Genomic DNA, 20,738 nt, shown 5'->3' on the forward strand with positions numbered 1-20,738 from the left:
GGCATGAAAGCGGGAGGAGAAAGGGATGGGAAAGAGTGAAAAAGAGGAAAACAGGAGATCGCGTCCGGACATTCTTTTTCTGATGACGGATGAACAGAAGCTGGATACCTTTGGGTATAATAACCCGGTGGTAAAAACCCCCTGCCTGGATGCGCTGATTAAGGACAGTATTTTTTTTACCAATGCATACTGTTCAAATCCTTCCTGTATTCCGTCCCGTGCTGCGATTGCCACCGGAAAATATCCCACGGTATGCAGATGCCCCACCTATATCTCCAGACTGCCGGAGGAGGAAACCACCTTTATGACCGGACTTCAGGAGGCAGGATATTGGACGGCATCGGTGGGAAAGCAGCATTTCGCACATTCCCGGATCGCCCACGGCTACGATTTTGAAATAATTGTGGACGGGCATTCCCCTCTCGGGGTCCCGGAAGAAATCGCGCCCTATCTTGATTTTTTGAAAAAAGAGGGGGTTGACGGGCGGGAATGCAGCGATGCCAGCCTGATTCTTGGCGGAACGTGGAAGGAGAAGGAGAGCTGCCATATCGACAGTTTTGTGGGGCAGGAAGGGAAAAAATGCCTGGAGCATTATCTGGATGGGAAGGAAAGCGGGGAGAGGCCCTGGTTTGTAACCATTTCCTTTCCCGGACCGCATATGCCCTATGACTGCGAGGGTACTTCCTATGCCGGTAATTACCGGCTGGAGGATATGGACAGACCGGAATCCGGTGAGGCTGATTTAAGCCGGAAGCCGCCCCATTTCAGGAAGCTGAATCCAAAAGCTTATATAGACCGGTATCCGGACGAGCTGTTTCGCAGGACGAAGCGTTCCTATTATGCGAATATGTCGCTGATTGACGGCCAGATCGGTCAGATTGTCAGGGTTTTGAAGGAACGAAACCGGTATGACACGACAATGATCATCTATACCACGGATCACGGAGATTTCATGGGAGAATTCGGAATGGTATCCAAGGCCCAGTATCTGAGTGAAAGCCTGATGCATGTTCCCTTGTTTGTGAAGCCGCCTATAAAGGGGTTTGCAGGATATGAGGTGCAGGATTATGTCACGAATATTGATATCGCCTCCACCTGTCTGTGCGCTGCGGGGGCTGCCGATAAGCTGACTGCGGATATGGAAAATCATCCTTACAGCCGGTATTGGACAGGGGAGCCGGTGGAAGCGCGCGGCTATATTTTTATGGAAGCCCACAATATGAAGGCAGTGATTGAGAACGGAATTAAAACTATTTATTACGCCGAACGTGATTATGGGGAATTATATGATTTAAGTAAAGATCCGCTGGAGCGGGTAAATCTGTGGGAAGATGAAAACTATCAGGCATATAAGGCAAAAGCGCTGGGAAGGATCATTGACCGGATGTTCCGGTTTTTACCGGAAGCTTCTGTAAAATGGAATACGAATGCACCGGATATTTAGGGGGGATGATTTTGAGACAAATCAGTATTACGCCGGAAGTTATCAGAAATTCCAAACTGCAGGATGCGGCGGCCTGTATCAGGGAAGTATTGGAGAATGCGGAGGATGACACCCGTATTTTATTTGAGAACGCAGACTATGATTTGAAAACCGGATATGCGTATCAGGATACCTTTTTTATTTCAAACAATGATTCAGGAGTAAAGAGCGCGGCATTTTATGTAACGAATAAAAAGAATATCATCATAGACGGCTGCGGTTCACGGCTGCATGGCATAGGCAGGATTCTGCCTTTTTACATAAGCGGATGTGAAAATGTTGTGATCCAAAATTTTGAAATCGATTATAAACGTCCGTTTGCCAGTCAGGGAAAAATCCTGGAGACATCACCGGATTCGGTAACTTTAAAAATAGACCGTTCGGAATTTCCCTATGTGGTTCGGAATGGGACCATCCGGTTTACCGGGGAAAACTACGACAGCAGCTATGTGCTGGGAATGCTGGAATTTGAAGAAAAGGAAAAAAGACCCGCGGCGGATGTCTTTGATTACGGGGTGGACGCAGGCCTGTGCGCCCGGGAAGTGCAGGAGGGGATCGTGGAACTGGCTTACCCTTTTTCCAGGCAGCCGTCGGCAGGAAATATCCTTACCATAAAGCATGAAAAGCGTCTGGTTCCGGCAATCGTGATAGATCGGTGCGAGAAGGTGCTGGTGGAGGATGTATGGATCAAACATGCGGGAACAATGGGGATTGTTGCGCAGCTGAGCAGGGATATTACCGTGAACAGGGTTGGAATTTATCCGGATCCTTGTTCACAGCGGGTTTTTTCCGTAAATGCGGATGCCCTGCACTTTGTGAACTGCGGGGGGACGATTACGGTGCAGGACGGCAGGTTTGAAAGTATGTTTGATGATGTTATCAACGTACACGGTAATTATCTGCGGGTGGACAAAGTGCTTGATGAACGGCATATTGTTGTGGAAGTCCCACATTTTCAGCAGGAAGGATTTTTCCCTGTAAGGAGGGGAAACCGGATAACTGTCTGTGATCAGATGTCAATGCTTAAGCAGGGGCAGGCTGCAGTAAAGGAATTCCGGGCTATCAATAAAAAATATGGGGAACTGGAATTGGAGGAGCCGTATCCTTTTCAACAGGGGAAGAGCTGCTGTATCGATCCGTCCGACTGGTATCCGGAGGTGGTATTTCGGCGAAACAGATGCGGAAGGAACCGGGCGAGGGGGCTTATTCTTACCTCGGAGAAGAAAATGGTGATAGAAGATAATGAGATAGACAGTGAAGGCTCCTGTATAAAAGTGAACAGCGATATGAAAAACTGGTTTGAGTCCGGTGCGATCAGTCAGCTGGTGATCAGGAACAACCGGCTGATGAGACATAATCAGGTCAATTGGGGAAAAGCCGTCATTGATGTGGATCCGGGAATGTGCAGGCTGGAGGAGGACAGAGCGTTTCACGGAGAAATAATCATCGAAAACAATGACATTTTTTTGAAAAACACCCCGCTTTTTTGGGGATACAGTCTCAGGAAGCTGATACTGCGAAACAACAGGATCTGTCTTGAACAGGGGGCGGTTTCGTCTGAGGCGTCGGATTATGTTTTAACCCATCATGTGGGAAGCGTCCGGACGGAAGGGAACACATTCTGTGAAAGAAGGGAAACAGGGGGCGGGAATGAAAAGACCTAATATATTATTTGCACTGGCGGATGATGCGTCGCATTTTGGATTCTATGGGCATGAACTGGTGGACACGCCGTGTATCGATCAGCTGGCGCGGGAAGGCGTGGTGTTTCATAATGCCTTTACCACCAATCCCAAATGCGCGCCGTCCAGAGCCAGTATTCTGACAGGATGCCATACGTGGCAGCTGGAATCGGCCTGTACGCATTTCTGCCGGTTCCCGCCGTCCAGGCTGCTGTATCCGGATCTGCTGGAGGAAGCCGGGTATCTTGTGGGGTTTACCGGAAAGGGCTGGGGCCCCGGAGATTACATAAATACAGGATATCAACGGAATCCGGCGGGAACCGAATACAATGAAAAAACACTGCAGCCGCCGGAAGGAACCTGTATTTCCAATACGGATTATGCAGCTAATTTTGCAGCTTTTCTTGCAGACAGGAAGCCGGAACAGCCGTTTTGCTTCTGGTATGGCTGCAGGGAACCGCACCGGGCCTATACGGAAGGCGAGGGCATCCGATATGGGAAGGATCCGGATAAGGTGAAGATACCTATGTACCTTCCTGATTGTGATACGGTTCGGCGGGATTTTTGTGATTATGCCTATGAGATCGACTGGTTTGACAGGCAGCTTTATCGGATGGTGCGGCAGGTAAAAGAGATAGGAGAATATGAAAATACCATCTTTGTTGTTACCTCGGATAACGGCTGTCCCTTTCCAAGAGTTAAGGGGCAGATGTATGAACAGGATCTTCGTCTCCCGCTCAGCATCACCTGGACCGGTGCGGTCAAAGGCGGGAGGCAGGTTTCTGATATTGTAAGCTTTATTGACTTTGCCCCCACCTTCCTGGAGGCGGCAGGCGTCAGCATACCGGAGGAGTTTTGCGGAAAAAGTCTGATGGATATTCTGGGAACGGATAAGGAAGGAATCGTGAATCCGGACAGGAACAGGGCTTTTATGGGAAGAGAGCGGCATGATATGGGACGTTATCAGGATAAAGGCTATCCTGTGCGTTGTATCCGCACGCCCCGGTATCTGTATATCCGCAACTATCATCCATGGTTATGTCCCGCCGGGAATCCGGAAACAGGCTATACCAACTGTGATCCCTCTCCTACAAAAAGGGAAATCCTTCACCGGCATGCAGAAAACGAGAATATGTACTATAATCTGTCCTTTGGATTACGGCCGGCGGAAGAGCTGTTTGACATTATAAAAGATCCGGAATGTATGGAAAACCTGGCGGAAAACCCCAATTATCGGTCGGTAAAGAAACAGCTGAAACAGGAATTGGACGACGAACTGCTCAAAACAGGGGATCCGCGCATCAGGGGAGAAGGCGATATCTTTGATACCTATGCATACGTGGGGAATCCGCCTCATAAATGGAGCCTGCTGGAGGAAAACTATAATGCCTGGCTGCGTGAGGAGCAGAAGAAGAGAGGCAGGTAAAGTGATTACCAGGCCTTCGGTGTGAACGGACCGAAGGCCTGGTTTTATGCAATCACAAATAGGTTACCTTGCCTTCCTCATAAAATCCCCTGGCCGCCGGCTCCTCATCCGCTTCTCCTACTGCGATGACAGCTAACGGCATACTGGAAACGGAAAGAAGCGCCTGCAGCTGCTTTACCCGATCCATTACCGGGTAACAGCCGCACCAGCAGGTTCCATAACCAAGCTCCCGGGCCTGGAGAAGCAGGTTCTGGATGGCGGCTCCGCAGTCCTGGGGCCAGAAGCCGGGGCAGATGGATTCCTGCAAATCGGGCCTGCCGCAGACAACGATTGCCAGGGATGCGGTCTTTAACATCTGCGTATGAGGGTGGATTGCCGTGATTTTTTCCTGTATTTCTTCCGATTCCACCACAACGAATTCCCAGGGACGGGTATTGCAGGCGCTGGGAGCCATCATAGCCGCCTCCAGCAGGAGCCGGATATGTTCTTTGGGGATAACACTCCCTTTTTTATATTTTCGGATACTTCTCCGTGAACGTATGGCATCTGAAGTGTTCATATGCGTTCCTCCTTTATTTTCGCAGACAGCGGGACGGACATCTCTGTGCTTCTGCCCGGCGGCTGCCGGATGACCCGCGGCCTGCGGCGGTTCGTTTACTTTATAAATATACGGCATGGAATCAGAAATAATGCTCATAAACCCGGTTCCGCCGCTGCAGCTCCTCGTCTCCAAGCTTCTGCGCCTCATCAATTTCATATACGCCGAAGGTTTCATAGAGACGTTCACAAGGCTCCGCTTCCACAAAGGTACACCAGGGCAGCCAGTGATACTGGCTTCTCATTTTCTGGGTGAAGAAATTGCCGCTTTCATGTCCCAGGCCGGGCATACTATAACCGCAGCTTCCGTCAATGTCATTGGACTGCCTTGTGTTCTTATGCAGGAACTCGGCAAAATCCAGATAATGGCTGTCCTTTGTCAGAAGATACAGCCTGTAATAGGTATAGGAGCAGGCGGCCATATAGACATCGGCGCCGCCGCCGATGGTAATAATGCTCTGCCCGCTGATGGAATACCGGTTGAAGGGGTGCTTGGGCCATGGAGTAACTACGGGGAAGGTCCAGGCATAGGTCCAGGTTTCGGTATAATCCGCGGCACCTACGGCCCCCTCCAGCCAGTGCAGATCTCCGGTCAAATCATAAAGGGACAGGAAGCCGAACAGGGCATAAATACCGGCTTCTTTGTCCTGGATATCCGTGTTGTCACAGGTGCCGCCCCGGTATTCCATATTCCGGTAAGCGTTTTCAAAGGACCATTCCCCGGCTTTCAGGGCGGCAGCCTTGTATCTCTCGTCACCGGTAACCAGATGCAGCTGAACCAGGAAACGGATCACGCTGGGGGTATTGGACTTGGAATCCATGCGTATGGAACCGTCGGTGTAATAAGCACGGTAGAAGCTGCCGTCGCTGTTCTGGATATTCACCAGCCAGTCGCCTGTTTTGATGCTAAAGTCCAGCCAGGAAGCCTGTTCCTCCCCGCGTTTATACAGGTAAACATAAGAATCCAGAATCGCCTCCACCCCGTCCGCGAGCATACGGGTATAGTGCGGATAAGGCTCAAACCCTTTTATGGTGGGATTGTAGCACATCTGGGGCAGACCGGATGGCGTCATGGCAGTCCTGACCCAGAAATCAAGGATACCGAACCCTTTCTGTCTGGCCTCCGGAAGATTTTCCCTGTCCCCGTAACGAAGCAGCAGTCCGCCGATTCCCGGCTGCTGCCCCACAAAGCCGAACTGGAAGGACACGGAAGAAATATCCATGTCAGGAAGCTGGCAGGCGAAAGGAAGCCCATAGGAATCACCGTACTTACGGGTATATTTATTAAAGATTTCCATGCAGTTGCGGTAATGCTGTTTATTGTCCACACAGAAAAGTCTGTCCCGTAATCGGCTGTAGGTAATGCGCCAGATATCCCGCATCATTTCCTGGAAGCTTTCATGGCGGCCGAAGTTTATGGCAACGGAATAAGACTGTTCAAAACCGGGGGTGACGGGATGGTTTATGCGCCGGAAGGTCATAACCTTATTCTCATAGTCCAGTCCGTCGTACACATTCTTCACAGGGGTCTGGCCGTCACAGCCAGGATATACATAATCAATGGAAAGACCGTCAACCGGTGTGGGGATATCCTTCCGGACTGCGTAGCCATAATACAGATAATTGAGAGTTCGGCTTTCGGGTCTGCTCATACCTACGGAACCGATGGTAAAACAGGGATCCGTGTTATTTTCCGACTGCTCGATATCCTGATTACGCATAGTCACGTCCGCAGCCCAACGGGAAAGGGACACCATTTCACCGCCGGCGGTATGATGCATGGCGAACAGAGGAAGGGCGCAGCGGGTTTCCAGCATCCAGAAATATTCGCAGTCCAAATCCTTCCCCATCCTGTCCGAGGGGGCAAATTCATTCTGTTTGTACCAGACGCCCGGTGCGAAGCATTCATAATCTTTGGGATTATCCGATGCGGTAAGGGTTAATGAAAATTTGCTGGAAAAGCCCAAATCATCTCCGGCTTCCACAACCCTGACACTGCGGCTTAAGCGGAACCCTTCCCCTTTCGTTTCATAAGTATCCGTAAAGGCAAAGGCGGAGCCGGAAGGCACGCGAAGCGTTCCTGAGGCAAGCAGCCGTCCGTCCGAACATTCTGCCGTTTCATAAGGCGCGTCATAAAATTCACTGACTGCAAATGGGGTCTTTACCGTAAGGAACATGGGACGTCTGTTGTAATACAGCAGCTCTTTGTCCTTATGTACCTCAATCCCTCCGTCCCGGAAGGATAAACGGTAATCCTGATAATGAATTTCCATGGGAAATACCTCCTGTAATCTATACTAAAATAGGAACTGTAATGACCGCAGAAAACGCAATTCGTATCCGTAAAAAACCATTACAGCGGGGTGGTGCCGCATGGCCTTTCTTCCGAATCCGTAAGGCGGCAAAACAATTGCTCTAAAAGTATTATAGTAGGGAAAGGCATTGGCCTCAATGGAGTATCTTAGCCGGAATGATACAAAAATGTATTATCTTGTCTTGCGGATCACGTTTTATGGGGGAGACACAATTACCGTGTGGTCAATGGGCCTTTCGAAATAGCCCTGCCGGACGATCGGGTACGCTTCCCCGGGACGTCCTTCCGGTATAAGAAGTAGGGAAATCCTTGCCTGATAAGGAGAAGATCAATCGGCGGCCACCCGGTTTTTTCCGTCCCTTTTCCCCTGGTACATAAGCTGATCTGCCCGTTCCAGGAGGGAGGCCGCCGTGTCGCCCCTGCGCACTACGGTTATTCCTACGGACACCGATACATGTAAGGCGGCATTTCCGTGGGGAACCTCTGTGTTTAAAGCAAGCCGCCGGAATTTTTCGCCGAGTATGGGCGCATCATAGTCGTTGGAGATGGAAAAGATACCCAGGAATTCTTCCCCTCCCCAGCGGCCGATCAGATCATTCCGGTTCATATTCTTTTTAATACCGGCAGCGATGTTAACCAGCACCTTATCGCCGGTATCATGTCCATATTCATTATTAAAATGGCTGAAATCATCAATATCTGCAAACAGAACGGCAAATAAACGGCCAAACCGCTGGTATTCATTCAGCTTATAGTCTAAAAAACTTTCCAGATACCTGCGGTTTGGCAGCTGGGTGAGAGCATCGTGCATAGCGATCCCGGAAAGGTGCTCCACCAGGTTGTCTTCATAGACGGTAGGGGAATTCTGTGAGAAAATTTCTATGGCGCCGATAATTTCCCCCTCCTTTTTCATAGGAAAGATATTCACCAGTATGGGGATCCGGTAGCCGTCCTTATGGCGCACAAAGACCCGCTCCCGGCGCTGTTTCCCGTCAATGATGGTGGCGAACAGCGGACATCCGATGATACATAAGGGCCTGCCGTCCTCATCGATATGGTTGAGCTGGTTATCCTGGCATTGTCTGCCCACTATCTCATCCGCACAGTAGCCTGTAATGTTTTCCGCCGCTTTATTCCAGAAGAGGATTCTGCGGTCCAGATCAACATAATAGACCCCGTCATTCAGGTTATTAATTATCGTAAGATACAATTCGTTCATTTCCATGTTATCCGCTCCTGTGTTCCGGTTGTTTTTCGGATGGTAAGCAATCTGTTTCTATACGTATCATCGGCAGAGAACGACCGGAAGATAAGGAAAAATGGAATGTCAATATAATCCACACTTTCAAAAAACCACATCGTTGTATCTCTGTCATCCTCCGGGTATGCTGTAACCATACGAAATAGAAATAGCAGATAGAAGAGGAGGAGTGGAATGGAGAGGAAAAATACGGCGGTCCGGCCGGGTAAAAAAAGCAGATACCGCCGGAAGGAGATTACGGCCGCCTATCTTTTTATAGCGCCCCAGATTATCGGGCTGATACTGTTTGTACTGGTGCCGCTTATCTTTGCGGTAGTGCTGTGTTTTTGTTCCTGGGATTTTATGAATACGCCGGAGTTCGTGGGCGGCAGAAATTTCTGGAATGTGTTTGTGTTTGACGGGGACGTCTTTTATAAAACGTTGCTGAATACGGCAATATTTATTCTGGGAATCGTACCGCTGACCATGCTGTTTTCCCTGGGGCTGGCCCTTCTGGCCAATCAGAAACTGCGCGGCCTGTCATTTTACAAAAGTGCTTTTTTTATGCCGATGGTAACATCAACGGTGGCGATTGCCATGGTCTGGTACTGGCTGTTTGCACCGGACATGGGGCTGATCAATTATCTGCTGGGGAGGCTTGGGATTGCCGGGCCGGGATGGCTGGCGGATCCGCTGTGGGCCAGGGCGGCGGTTATCCTTATGTCCTCCTGGTCAAAGATGGGATATTACTTCCTGCTGTTCCTGGCGGGGCTGAAAGGAATTTCCTCTGCCTATTATGAAGCGGCGGAAATGGACGGGGCATCCTTCTGGCAGAAGTTTAGGAGCATCACACTGCCTATGCTTTCCCCGGTAACCTTTTTCATATTTGTCATGCTGATGATTGACGCCTTTAATATGTTTGACCTTGCCTATATCATGACCCGGGGCGGCCCGATGTTTTCCACCTATTCTCTGGTCATGTATATTTACAACCAGGCGTTTCAGTATTTTGATTTGGGTTCGGCAAGCGTGGCAAGCATGGTCCTGGTGGTGTTCGCCGGATCGGTCAGCGCAATTCAGTTTATCGTATCAAAAAGGTTGGTGAATTATGACAATTAGCAGAAAGAAGCATATTAAAAATTTTCTGAGCCATCTGGTGCTTATGGCAGGGGCGGTTACCATGATATTCCCCTTTTACTGGATGCTGAAAACCTCCTTTTTAACGGACAGCCAGGCGTTGGAAATGCCGCCCCGGCTGTGGCTCTCCTTTCCTTTGTATTTCGGTAATTACAGGGAGGTTTTTGAACTGGCGGCCACAGGGAGGGCAATTGGCAACAGCCTGTTTATCGCGGTGGTATCTACAGCCGGTGTCCTTCTTACCAGTTCTCTTGCCGCATTCGCTTTTGCCAAGCTGCGGTTTCCGGGGGAAAAGAAGCTGTTCGGCCTTCTCTTTGCCACGATGCTGATTCCTTCACAGGTGACCCTGATCCCGCTGTATGTGGTTTTCAGCAAAATCGGCTGGGTGGATACCCATCTGCCCCTGATTGTACCGCAGATCATGGTGAATGCTTATGGAGTATTCCTGATACGGCAGTTTATGGTGTCGGTACCGGATTCTTACATAGAAGCGGCAAAGCTGGACGGAGCGGGTTATCTGCGGATATATGCAGGAATCATGCTGCCGCTGTGCAAGCCGGCATTGGTTACCCTGGGGATGTTTACCTTTGTGGGCAACTGGAATAATTTCGTGGGGCCTTTGATTTATTTGAATACCGAGGAGCTGTTTACCCTTCCTCTGATCATCAATTCGTTCCGTTCCGCCTATGCGGTTGACTGGGGACTTTTGATGGCAGGCTCCACGGTGGCTGTTCTTCCTCTGCTCCTTATTTATCTGTTTGCCCAGCGTTCCTTTATTGAGGGAATCGCCGCGACCGGATTGAAGGGATAAAATGGTTCTTTTAAAAAGAACCGCAACACATTACAATGTATCAGGAGGGTTTCATAATGAAAAGAATGAAAAAAGTATTGGTTTTCCTGACGGCAGGAAGTCTCGTTCTGGGGCTGTGCGGCTGCGGCGGCGCAAAAACGGAAACGCAGGGAAATGCGGCCGGACAGACGCAGGCTGCACAAAGCGGGGAAAGCAAACCGGCGGAAGCCGGAGAAAAGGTGGAAATCTCTTTTTCCATGGCAGCGTATTCCAATGAAGTGGATGGCTGGACAGCCATGATAGAGGAGGCAAACCGGCAGCTGGAGGCGGAAGGAAAGAATATAACGATTAAAATCAACAAGGTACCCTGTACCGGATGGCCGGAGTATTATCAGAAGGTGATTACCCAGATGGCCGGCGGCAGCGCGCCGGATATCGGAAGGATAGCCGAATCTTATATGCCTATGCTCATCGACAAAGGGCAGGTGGTGGATCTGACGGATTATATGGCCGATGATTTTGATATGAGCAAGTATTATGAAAAGACCTTTGAAAATTCCGCATATGTGGACGGACGTTATTACGGCCTTCCATCGGGGCTGAACTATTATCTGGTATATTACAATAAAGATATGTTTGATGCGGCAGGCCTGGAGTATCCGTCTGCGGACTGGAATAAGGCTTCCGGTTTCGACGATTACAGGGCCATGGCGAAAGCACTTACGGGCGGCGAAGGCGCGTCAAAAACCTATGGATTTGCCGCAGGCCCCTATATGGCTGCCGTGGGGATGTTCAATACTTCTTTAGGCGGCAACAATGTGTTTGATGAAGAAGGAAACCCGACCATGAATGATGCGGTCAGCAAAGAAGTATATGCCTGGTTTGACGAAATGCTGCGTACCGATTACAGCATGCCCCGTCCTACGGATACCAAGGTAATGGGCGCGTTCGATATGTTTAAGGCAGGGCGGCTCGGCATGATTCTGGATGGAACCTGGTGGCTGGGGGCTATCAAGGATATTACGGACTTCCGTGTGGGGATAGCAGCCATTCCTTCCGGTAAAGGAGAGGAAGCCTTCACGAGCCAGTTTGTGGATTCCTTTGTTATATTCAAGGGAAGTAAGCATGAGGCAGAGGCCTGGGAAGCGGTGAAAGCTATCATGAGCACCCCGGCATTTCAGGCGCTGGCGGAAACCGGCGTGGGCGGCGTGCCTGTGGCTAAGGATGTAGCCAATTCGGTAATCGACGAAAGTCTGGGAAGCGCAGTGGATGAAAATGGGAAAAAATGTGCCGAGGAAGGAATGAACCATACCGTCAAGGTGCCTTATAATTCCTACTATCAGGAGGCGGACCAGAAGGTGAACAATGTCATGGATGAATGGCTTCTTGGGAAAATAACTTCCGACCAGTTTGCAGAAAATGTACAGCAGATTCTGGTGGATTATGCGGCAAAGGATGCCGCCCGATAAAAGAACAGCTTCGACAGAAACCCTGCAGTCCGCAGGGCTTTTGCCGTCGTGTAACAGAGGGGATAGCATGCACAAGGTTTTGATTGTAGACGATGACTGGCTGATTCTGGAGGATATATGCAGTCTGATACGCTGGGAAAGCTGCGGCTTCCACACGCCGATGGCCGCGCAGAGCGCAAAAGAGGCAATGGAGATTCTGGAAAAGACGCCGGCAGAACTGGTGATAACGGACATTTCCATGCCTGAAATCAGCGGTGTGGAGCTGATCCGGCAGGCAAAGCAGCTTTACCCGGATACGGTCTTTGCGGTTTTGAGCAATTACGACGATTTCCTGTATGTCAGGGACGCTATGAAAGCAGGAGCCGTGGAATATCTTCTGAAATACGAAATAGAACCGGATAATCTGATTCCATTCCTGAAACAGATGGCGGGAGAAATACGGGCAAAAAAACAGACAGTACAGGAACGCAGACAGTTGCTTCAGATGCGTTTGGATGCGCAGCATGACCTGCGCTGTTTATTCTGGCAGCAGGTATACCGGGACCAACTGGAATACAGGCAGATGTATGACCAGGCGATCCGTCTGGATATTCCTGTAAAAGGAGGAGCCTGGATACCGGTTATCGCAGAGTTTGCGGATAGGGACAGATGGAAGGATATCGATGCGGTATGGGAGAAAACGGAAGCTGCTGCGGCGCGGGCCGGCGGGGATTGCAGAATTTACGGCGCTCCGGTCAAAGATAATCTTCTGTTCCTGGCAGTTTATATCCCGGAAGTGAGCTTTCTGCTCGTAACCAATCTGATGGCAAGGCTGCTGCGTATACTGCAGGAAAGTTTCCTCTGTGCGGATATCCAGGTTTTTTTGTGTGCGGGGAGGATCTGCATGCAGCTCAAGGAAATCCCGGAAGGCCTCCGGGGAATGCAGGAATACGCCCATATCCGGTTTTACAGAGGATACCGGACAATTATGGACAGCATTGCAGGACCGGCGGATGCAGGAAGGCATAGCAGGGCACAATTCCCGGAAGGGAAATCTGACAAAGGGAGATTCCCGGAAGGGAAATCTGACAAAGGAAGATTTCCCTTTGCGCAGTGGGAAGAACTCCTTTCCGCCATGATGGCAGGAGGCCCGGAGGAGACGGAAGAGAGGCTGGAGGATTTCCGAAAGGCCGTTTTCCGCCAGGAACCGCCGGAGCAGGAACTAAAGAGGGAGGTATCGGTAAAACTGCGCGTATTCCGGGACAGTATGGAAAAACAGGAGCTGCAGCTGGGCAGTCTGGAAAAAGCCGATACCTGTACCGGTTTTTTTGAACTGCTCACGGGGCTTGTCAAAGAATGCGGCCGGGCGAATATCATCCTGCATAAGATATCCAGAAGGGAAATACGGGAGGCGGCTGCCTATCTGTACCGGCATTATAAGGAAGCCGTCACTCTGGACCAGCTGGCGGAAAAGGCCTGTATGAGCCGTGCCTATTTCTGTAAGGTGTTCAAGGATGAGGTGGGCGTCAATTATACGGATTTCCTGAATCAAATACGAATCGGCCATGCCATGCAGCTGCTCCGAAAGAGCAGCCTTCATACAAGGGAGGTTGCCGACAGGACCGGATTTGCCGACTACCGGTATTTCTGCAGACTGTTTAAGCGGACGACAGGTAAAACCTGCGGCGAATTCCGGAAAAGCTGTCTGGAGGAAAGGGATTGTCAAAAAAAGGAGGGGGACGATGCGGCACATCAGCCTGAAGTATAAGCTGTCGGTTTTCCTGATTTTATTAACCCTGGCACCTACGCTGACCACAGGGATTTTTTCTTACCGGGTCCTGCTGAAATCGTTAACGGAAAATACCCGGAAAAGTGAAATGAGCATCCTGGAAAACCAGATGACCAATTTTGATCTGGCGATGCATAATTTCGAAACCATACTGCATGATCTGGTTACCTCCGAATCCACCCAGGGATTTCTCCAGTTCCGGAAGGAAAAGACAAGTGAAATCTATTATTCGGATTTGCTGCTTCTGACCTCCAAGCTGGATTCCCTGATCAGCCAGCGGGGGGATTCCCTGAAAATGGCAGCATTTTTATGGAATGACGGGGATTTGCCCCTGATAAGAGGGGACAGCTCCGGGATCAATCTGGCCGGGGATTATACCCGCCGGGAGCCTTTTTCCGGTTTCCTTCAGGCAGACGCATCCATTCACTGGAAGGTTTTTAACGAAAAGGAAGGGCCGGTTATCTACGCCTACCGGACGATTTATGAATCCTCCGCGAACGCCAATATCGGCGTGGCGCTGATTAATTTTTCCGCGGATTATTTCCGCGAGCTTCTGGCACGTACGATGGATAAGGGGGCTTTTTGTGTTCTTCTGGACGGAGAAGGCAGGATAGTGTATACGGCGGGGACTCCGGCTGAGGAGGACGAGCTCCAGGAGCTGCTTGGGCAGGAGTCGGCGGGAGGAATGCTGGACACAGACAAGGGAGTCGTCCCTGTTCCCCTGGCAGACAGGACTTATCTGGTAAGCTATGCCAAATCAGGCACCAATGGATGGAGATATCTTTATTTCAATCCGCTTGCCAATAGCAAGGAATCCATTCACGCCATAACCTGGGTGGTCCTTCTGGTGATGGTGATAACCGCGGTGCTTTCCGTCATTGCTGCAATGAGTTTATACCATTACCTGAATGCGCCAATCGGCCGTTTGAGCAGGGCCATGGCACATATGGAAAAGGGTTTACTGGACACGCGGGTGGATATTCCCAGGAAGGATGAATTAGGGCGGCTGGGAGACGGTTTTAATCAGATGTCGGAAAAAATAAGAGAATTGATCCGGGATATCGAGAAAGAACAGAACGAGAAAAGAAGGGCGGAAATCCGCTTCCTCCAGGCGCAGATCACCCCCCATTTTCTGTATAATACGCTGAATTCCATCAAATCCCTTGCCAGGCTGAAGCGTACCGAAGATGCCGCGGATATGACCACCTCCCTGATATCCCTGCTCCGTCTTGTAAACAGCGGGGAAGAGCTTATCACTCTGTCCCGGGAACTGGATTATGTACAAAACTACGCGGCTGTAATGTCCTTTCGCAGAAACCGGAACTTCCGGATTGCGACTGCGCTGGAACCGGGAACGGGGGACTGCAGGATTCCGAAGTTCTCCCTCCAGCCCTTTGTGGAAAACAGCATCATCCATGGATTTGCCGGGACGGAGAAAGAAACAGGGGAATACCGCATTAGCATCCATGCTTTTTTTAAGGAAGAACAGCTGTGCGTAAGGGTAGAAGACAACGGCAGGGGGTTCAGGCCGGAAGAGACTGCTGAAAAACCGGAGGAAAATGGGATCCGGTTCAGCCATGTGGGGATATCCAATGTGGAAGAGCGTATCCGCCTTTATTTCGGGAACCGGTACGAGATAAAAATAGAGAGCACACCAGGTGCGGGAACAACGGTTATTCTGACCCTTCCGGGGAGGGATATAGGGAACGGTTCCGGCAGGCCTGCGCAGTAACAAGGCAGTTTTGTCTGAGCGGTTACGGAAAAGAGGATACATGAGAAAATAGGACACACATTCCAAACCGGACACCCTATGGCCGGACGCCCGGAAATAATATACTTTACGTAAAGAACGCAAATTTGGCAGGAGCCAAGTTTGCGTAAAATAAGAAGGAAAACAGAAAGGAAGGTTTTTGCGATGCAGGATTTAAGCTTTACATTTCCCACCCCTCATTTTACCCTGAAGGGGATTGCATTTTCCGTCATGATTTATACGTTCAGGAACGCTTATGCCCCGGATGTCTCCGGAATGCGTATCAAACAGGGAGAGGAGGAACTTACGGCAGACATAAATGGTCTGTGTTACGCCGGAGGGCAGCTGAAAATGCCGGGATATGTTAAAATCCATGCCTGTGCCTGCGAGACGGGGATCCGGATAAAGGCTATGGCGCAGATTGCCGGCCATGAGGAAGACATACGCTGCATTAAGGTCACAGTGCATGGGATACCGGATGGAAAACTGATCAATCTGACAGATGCAAGGCCCAGGGAAATTCCGCCGGAAGGCCTCAACCTGAAATACCCGGAAGGCTGGCGTGATGTGGGGACCCCTCTTGTGATCCTTCAGGCGAAAGCGGGGGGCTTATACTATTACCGTTCGCTGGATAATCAGGTGCGGGATAAACGTTTTGTTTTCGTTCATACACAGCAGGGGCTTGCGGCAGAGCTGATTTTTGAGGAAAAGGCCACACAGATGTCAGGCAGGATAGAAACTCCGGAATGGGAAGTGGGACAGGGCGGAAGTATTGCGGACATCTATGAACCCCACCGGCTGCAAACGGAAAAGAACTACGGGCTGGTTCCCTGGGAAAAAAGGGCCGATGTGCCGGACTGGGCCAGGGAAATTTCCCTGGTTGCCGCCATACACTGCCAGCATTGGACCGGTTATGTGTTCCATGATTATGAACAGGTCCTGGAAAACCTGAAGAAGATCTGCAGCCAGGTGGAGGGACGGCGCGTGCTGGCATACCTCCCCGGCTGGGAAGGCCGTTATTACTGGAAATACGGCAGCTATTCGCCGGATGAACGTATGGGGGGAAAGGAAGGTTTCCTGAAATTATGCCGGGGAGCGAAGGCGCTGGGGGTTCATGTCATGCCTATGTTCGGTATAAACGTTGTGGGGAGCCATTTCGACAATTATGAAGAATGGGGACTGCCCTCCGAATTCCGGGGGCCGGGAGGCAGCCAGTACGGAGGCAGCGTGGATTGGGACGCATCCCGCCACTATGATCATGGCTCCAACCGCAGCCTGAATCCGGCGGCTCCCAGATGGCAGAACCGGCTGGTTGCCCAGGTGACGGGTCTGATGGATGAATATGGTTTTGATGCCGCCTTTTTTGACATAGCGGCGGTATGGATGAACGATCCCAGCCACAGCCTTTACGAAGGGATCCGGAAGCTGACGTGCCGCCTGAAGGAACATAATCCGGAGCTGCTTTTGGCAGGGGAAGGCTGGTATGACGGGCTTGCCGCCTGTATCCCGCTGCTTCAGTGCGGACATACGGATGGTGTCCTCCACTGGCATGATGAGGCCTATGCCCCAATGTTTGATACCTATGCCCGCGGGTTCGGGCACCTGTGTCTGGGCGATGTATCAAGGGGAAGCACCGGTGTCCATGAACTGGGTTATAATCCCATTCGGAGATGTCCCCTGCGCAAAGGGATTATCCCTACGATTACGATTGTAGACGGGACATTGGAGAAAGCGCCGGAGGAAGCCGCAGTTATATTTGAGGACGCGAAGCGGTATGCGCAGATGTTTTTATAATGCTGCTTTTTATCAGCCCGCGGCCACCCGGTTTTTCCCGCCCTTTTTCCCCTGGTACATAAGCTGATCCGCCCGTTCCAGGAGGGAGGCCGCCGTGTCTCCTTTGTGAACAACGGTTATCCCTACGGAAACGGAGACATGTAATGCGGCTTCCCCGTGGGGAACCTCTGTGTTTAAAGCAAGCCGCCGGAATTTTTCGCCGAGTATGGATGCGTCATAACCGTTGGAGATGGAGAAGATACCCAGGAATTCTTCCCCTCCCCAGCGGCCGATCAAATCATTCCGGTTCATATTCTTTTTAATGCCGGCAGCGATGTTAACCAGCACCCTATCGCCGGTATCATGTCCATATTCATTATTAAAATGGCTGAAATCATCAATATCTGCAAACAGCACGGCAAATAAACGGCCAAACCGCTGGTATTCATTCAGCTTATAGTCTAAAAAGCTTTCCAGATACCTGCGGTTTGGCAGTTTGGTCAGGGTGTCGTGCATGGCAATTTCGGAAAGATGTTCCACAAGATTGTCTTCATAGATAGTAGGTGAATTTTGTGAGAAGATTTCAATGGCACCAATGATTTCCCCGTCCTTTTTCAGAGGGAAGATATTCACCAGTATGGGGATGCGGTAACCATCCTTATGACGTACAAAAACATGCTCCCGGCGTTGCTTTCCATCAATGATGGCGGAGAACAGAGGACATCCGGTGATACATAAGGGCCTGCCCTCCTCATCGATATGGTTAAGCAGGTTATCCTGGCATTGTCTGCCAACTATCTCATCTGCGCAGTAGCCTGTAATAGTTTCCGCCGCTTTATTCCAGAAGAGAATTCTGCGCTCAAGATCAACAAGATACACCCCGTCAGTCATATTATTTATAATTGTAAGGTACAAATCATTTATTTCCATGTTTCTGCTCCTGTATTCCTGGCTTACTTGCCAAAAAAGTGTATGCTGTTTCTAAACGTATCTTCGTTTACCCCCGGAGGGCATTGATTTCCTCAACATTCGGCTCCAGCCTGAGTTCCTTGGCAACAGGCGAAAGGGGCAGCGCCTGAGACGGCGGTGTACGGGGGGTATCGGAGCAGGCGAATTGCCGGCTGAATTCCAGATTGGCCTGGATCAGATTATACTCCAGGAGAACCTGCAGGGTCTGGTTCAGGCATTCCGGTGTCTTGCAGTTTACTTCGCAGATATCTTTCAGCGAATGGGAGAGGTTAAGTATATCCAGTGAGTTAATTGCCATAGCCTGCTCCTGAATGTTATCCGTTTCTATATTGTATTGCTGGAAAAAGAAATATGTGCATGAATGACAGTTCATTCGTTACTGTTTACGCCCCCTGTGCCGCTGCCGTGTGGTTTTGCCTGCCCGTTTTCCCCGCCCGGCTTTTCCCGGGGATGGCGGCGCTGCAAGGTTCCTTCCAGGGGAACGACTTTAGTCGTTTGCGCTCTCGCTCGGCTAAAAACGCGGCAATACTAGCGCTGTAAAAAACGCAGCGTAAGGACTGGCGTTTTAAGATGGCTCCAGCGGCACCTTCAGCACGGTCAGCGTCCCTTCGCCGGCGCGGCTTGTAATGGTAAGACGGAAATCATTTCCATACAGCAGCTTCAGGCGGTCGTTTACATTTTTCAGCCCATAGCCGTTGGTTTTAATACGGAACAGGGAGGAAACGGTTTCTTCGTCCATTCCTATCCCGTTATCTTCTATCCGGATTATAACGTGCATGACGGAGGGAACATAGTCCGGTTCCTCCCTGTCAGGGCTTTCCCTCTCCACCGTAATAGTGAGGCATTTATCTTCCCGCAGACTGTTTTTCAGCCCGTGATCCAACGCATTTTCCACCAGCGGCTGAAGGATGAAGTTAGGGAAGGTGACCGGGGAAAGGGAATAATCAATGTCGTAGATGACTTGGATATATTCGCTGTAAGAAAGAAGCTGGATCTGGATATAGGCCTGGATATTCTGCAGCTCATTCTCCAGTGTGGTGGTATCCTTCCCCTTGTTCAGGGCCGTGCGGTAAAAGGTGGACAGAAGGATGACCATATTGCTGATATCGTCCTGGCCGGAGAGGATGGCGCGGCTGTTGATCAGGGACAGGGAATTGTATAGAAAATGAGGGTTAATCTGGGCGTACAGAATTTTCTGCTGGTAATTTTTCTTTTCCAGTTCATTTTTGAGGTTCACCTCAATATAATGATGGATTTGCCCCATCATACGGGAAAAGTTCCGGAAAAGGACACCGATTTCGTCCTTTCTGTTATCCTCCAGATCGACGGTGAGATGGCTCATATCCCCATTTCTCACTTCCCGTATTTTGGCGGTGAGCGTTTCGATGGGAGAGACAATGGAAACGGTGATGATAAGTACCATAATACCCAGAAAAACCAGAATGATCCAGCCGAAGGCATAGATGACCCCGGTGATGCTGTTCACATAGTCCACCAGGGAATCATAGGACTTGGAAAAATGAACCTGCCAGCCGGCGGCATGGATCTGGTTTGTCAGGAGCATATGGCCTTTGCCGGATCCGTCTGTCATGATACCGGAAATATCGGTTTTGGTATCAAGAGAAGCCGGTATCTCCACATTGGAAAAAACAAGGGAGCCGGCGGAATCGGTGATCACGATCCGGTAATCGCCCTCCGATACGGTATACAGCGGGGCAAATAAAGATTCATAGTCCACCTGCAGACAGAGATAATTCAGTGTCCTGTATTTGCGGGAATCCCCGATGAGCCTGGTGGAATACAGGCTTTTTTCACCGTCCTCTTCCAGGATGGTCCAGGTGGGGGAATACCGGCCGGAGACGAGGGAAAACCATTCCTGTCCGCTTAAGACGGAGAAGGACTGGATATAGCCGTTGTAGGGATGCAGATCGCAGGAGGAATAGATGGTCAGATTCAGAAGATCCGGGTGCAGGGCATAGTAGGTCTGGAACAGAGGCTCTATGGTATCCTGGTAAGCCTTGTACATCTGGAAATAATCAGTCCCGTATTCTTTGTTGAGCACCTCAAGGATGGAGGTGTTATTAAACATATAGTTGGACAGGTTGTTATAGGTTTCCAGCTTGTTTTCCATGTAAGTGACCGCCTGATCCAGAGCCAGTTCCGTGAGAGTCGTTTCACGTTCCAGGATCAGCTGGTTGGTAAAGCGGTTGGAAAGGGTGATGTAACACAGAAACGGGATGACACCTACCAGAATAAAAATAAAAAACACCTTATTGCGTATTTTCATATTAAGAAAGCGGGAGCGTAACGGGTAAAACATTCTGAACATGCCATCCTCCT

General features: G+C 50.3%; 15 protein-coding genes. 9 read left to right on the top strand and 6 right to left on the bottom strand.

Annotated features, from left to right (window positions below; genetic code table 11):
- Nucleotides 1–25: 25 nt before the first annotated feature.
- The 3 genes from DXA36_RS09805 to DXA36_RS09815 are packed head-to-tail and all read left to right on the top strand — an operon-like array spanning nt 26 to nt 4,591.
- Nucleotides 26–1,444, top strand: a complete 1,419-nt coding sequence (locus DXA36_RS09805; protein ID WP_118678632.1) for a sulfatase-like hydrolase/transferase — start codon at nt 26–28, stop codon at nt 1,442–1,444.
- A gap of 11 nt (nt 1,445–1,455) precedes the next feature.
- On the top strand, nt 1,456–3,147 hold the full coding sequence (locus DXA36_RS09810) for an alpha-1,3-galactosidase-related protein (protein WP_147366565.1): 1,692 nt from the start codon (nt 1,456–1,458) through the stop codon (nt 3,145–3,147).
- Nucleotides 3,134–4,591: a sulfatase family protein gene (locus DXA36_RS09815; RefSeq protein WP_118678966.1), complete on the top strand. Its 1,458-nt coding sequence runs from the start codon at nt 3,134–3,136 to the stop codon at nt 4,589–4,591. Before DXA36_RS09810 ends, DXA36_RS09815 begins: the two co-directional genes overlap by 14 nt.
- A gap of 52 nt (nt 4,592–4,643) precedes the next feature.
- Here DXA36_RS09815 and DXA36_RS09820 read toward each other — a convergent pair whose 3' ends face one another.
- The 3 genes from DXA36_RS09820 to DXA36_RS09830 form a co-directional block, all read right to left on the bottom strand.
- Nucleotides 4,644–5,150 (bottom strand): nitroreductase family protein, encoded by a 507-nt coding sequence (locus DXA36_RS09820; RefSeq protein WP_118678968.1) that lies wholly within the window; start codon nt 5,148–5,150, stop codon nt 4,644–4,646.
- A 121-nt stretch (nt 5,151–5,271) separates the two neighbouring features.
- Nucleotides 5,272–7,461 (bottom strand): hypothetical protein, encoded by a 2,190-nt coding sequence (locus DXA36_RS09825; RefSeq protein ID WP_118678636.1) that lies wholly within the window; start codon nt 7,459–7,461, stop codon nt 5,272–5,274.
- Between the two features lie 369 nt (nt 7,462–7,830).
- Nucleotides 7,831–8,727, bottom strand: a complete 897-nt coding sequence (locus DXA36_RS09830) for a sensor domain-containing diguanylate cyclase (protein WP_118678638.1) — start codon at nt 8,725–8,727, stop codon at nt 7,831–7,833.
- A 210-nt stretch (nt 8,728–8,937) separates the two neighbouring features.
- On the opposite strand from DXA36_RS09830, the gene DXA36_RS09835 reads away from it, so the two are divergent.
- The 6 genes from DXA36_RS09835 to DXA36_RS09860 all read left to right on the top strand — a co-directional run bounded on the left by DXA36_RS09835 (nt 8,938) and on the right by DXA36_RS09860 (nt 17,450).
- Nucleotides 8,938–9,861, top strand: a complete 924-nt coding sequence (locus tag DXA36_RS09835; RefSeq protein WP_118678640.1) for a carbohydrate ABC transporter permease — start codon at nt 8,938–8,940, stop codon at nt 9,859–9,861.
- On the top strand, nt 9,851–10,690 hold the full coding sequence (locus tag DXA36_RS09840; RefSeq protein ID WP_118678642.1) for a carbohydrate ABC transporter permease: 840 nt from the start codon (nt 9,851–9,853) through the stop codon (nt 10,688–10,690). Before DXA36_RS09835 ends, DXA36_RS09840 begins: the two co-directional genes overlap by 11 nt.
- Nucleotides 10,691–10,746: 56 nt before the next feature.
- Nucleotides 10,747–12,138, top strand: a complete 1,392-nt coding sequence (locus DXA36_RS09845; RefSeq protein ID WP_182478996.1) for an ABC transporter substrate-binding protein — start codon at nt 10,747–10,749, stop codon at nt 12,136–12,138.
- Between the two features lie 67 nt (nt 12,139–12,205).
- Nucleotides 12,206–13,885, top strand: coding sequence for a response regulator transcription factor (locus DXA36_RS09850; RefSeq protein ID WP_182478997.1), 1,680 nt, complete (start codon nt 12,206–12,208; stop codon nt 13,883–13,885).
- Nucleotides 13,860–15,638 (top strand): cache domain-containing sensor histidine kinase, encoded by a 1,779-nt coding sequence (locus tag DXA36_RS09855; RefSeq protein ID WP_118678648.1) that lies wholly within the window; start codon nt 13,860–13,862, stop codon nt 15,636–15,638. Before DXA36_RS09850 ends, DXA36_RS09855 begins: the two co-directional genes overlap by 26 nt.
- A 183-nt stretch (nt 15,639–15,821) precedes the next feature.
- On the top strand, nt 15,822–17,450 hold the full coding sequence (locus tag DXA36_RS09860) for a hypothetical protein (protein ID WP_118678970.1): 1,629 nt from the start codon (nt 15,822–15,824) through the stop codon (nt 17,448–17,450).
- A 12-nt stretch (nt 17,451–17,462) separates the two neighbouring features.
- Here DXA36_RS09860 and DXA36_RS09865 read toward each other — a convergent pair whose 3' ends face one another.
- The 3 genes from DXA36_RS09865 to DXA36_RS09875 all read right to left on the bottom strand — a co-directional run bounded on the left by DXA36_RS09865 (nt 17,463) and on the right by DXA36_RS09875 (nt 20,727).
- Nucleotides 17,463–18,359 (bottom strand): sensor domain-containing diguanylate cyclase, encoded by an 897-nt coding sequence (locus DXA36_RS09865; protein WP_118678650.1) that lies wholly within the window; start codon nt 18,357–18,359, stop codon nt 17,463–17,465.
- Nucleotides 18,360–18,426: 67 nt separating this feature from the next.
- A complete protein-coding gene (locus tag DXA36_RS09870; protein ID WP_147366566.1) occupies nt 18,427–18,696 on the bottom strand; it encodes a hypothetical protein in 270 nt (89 codons plus the stop codon).
- Nucleotides 18,697–18,963: 267 nt separating this feature from the next.
- A complete protein-coding gene (locus DXA36_RS09875; protein WP_243114602.1) occupies nt 18,964–20,727 on the bottom strand; it encodes a sensor histidine kinase in 1,764 nt (587 codons plus the stop codon).
- Nucleotides 20,728–20,738: the final 11 nt, after the last annotated feature.

Origin of the sequence: Eisenbergiella sp. OF01-20, from assembly GCF_003478085.1 — a bacterium.
In the GTDB taxonomy this organism is placed as follows: domain Bacteria; phylum Bacillota; class Clostridia; order Lachnospirales; family Lachnospiraceae; genus Eisenbergiella.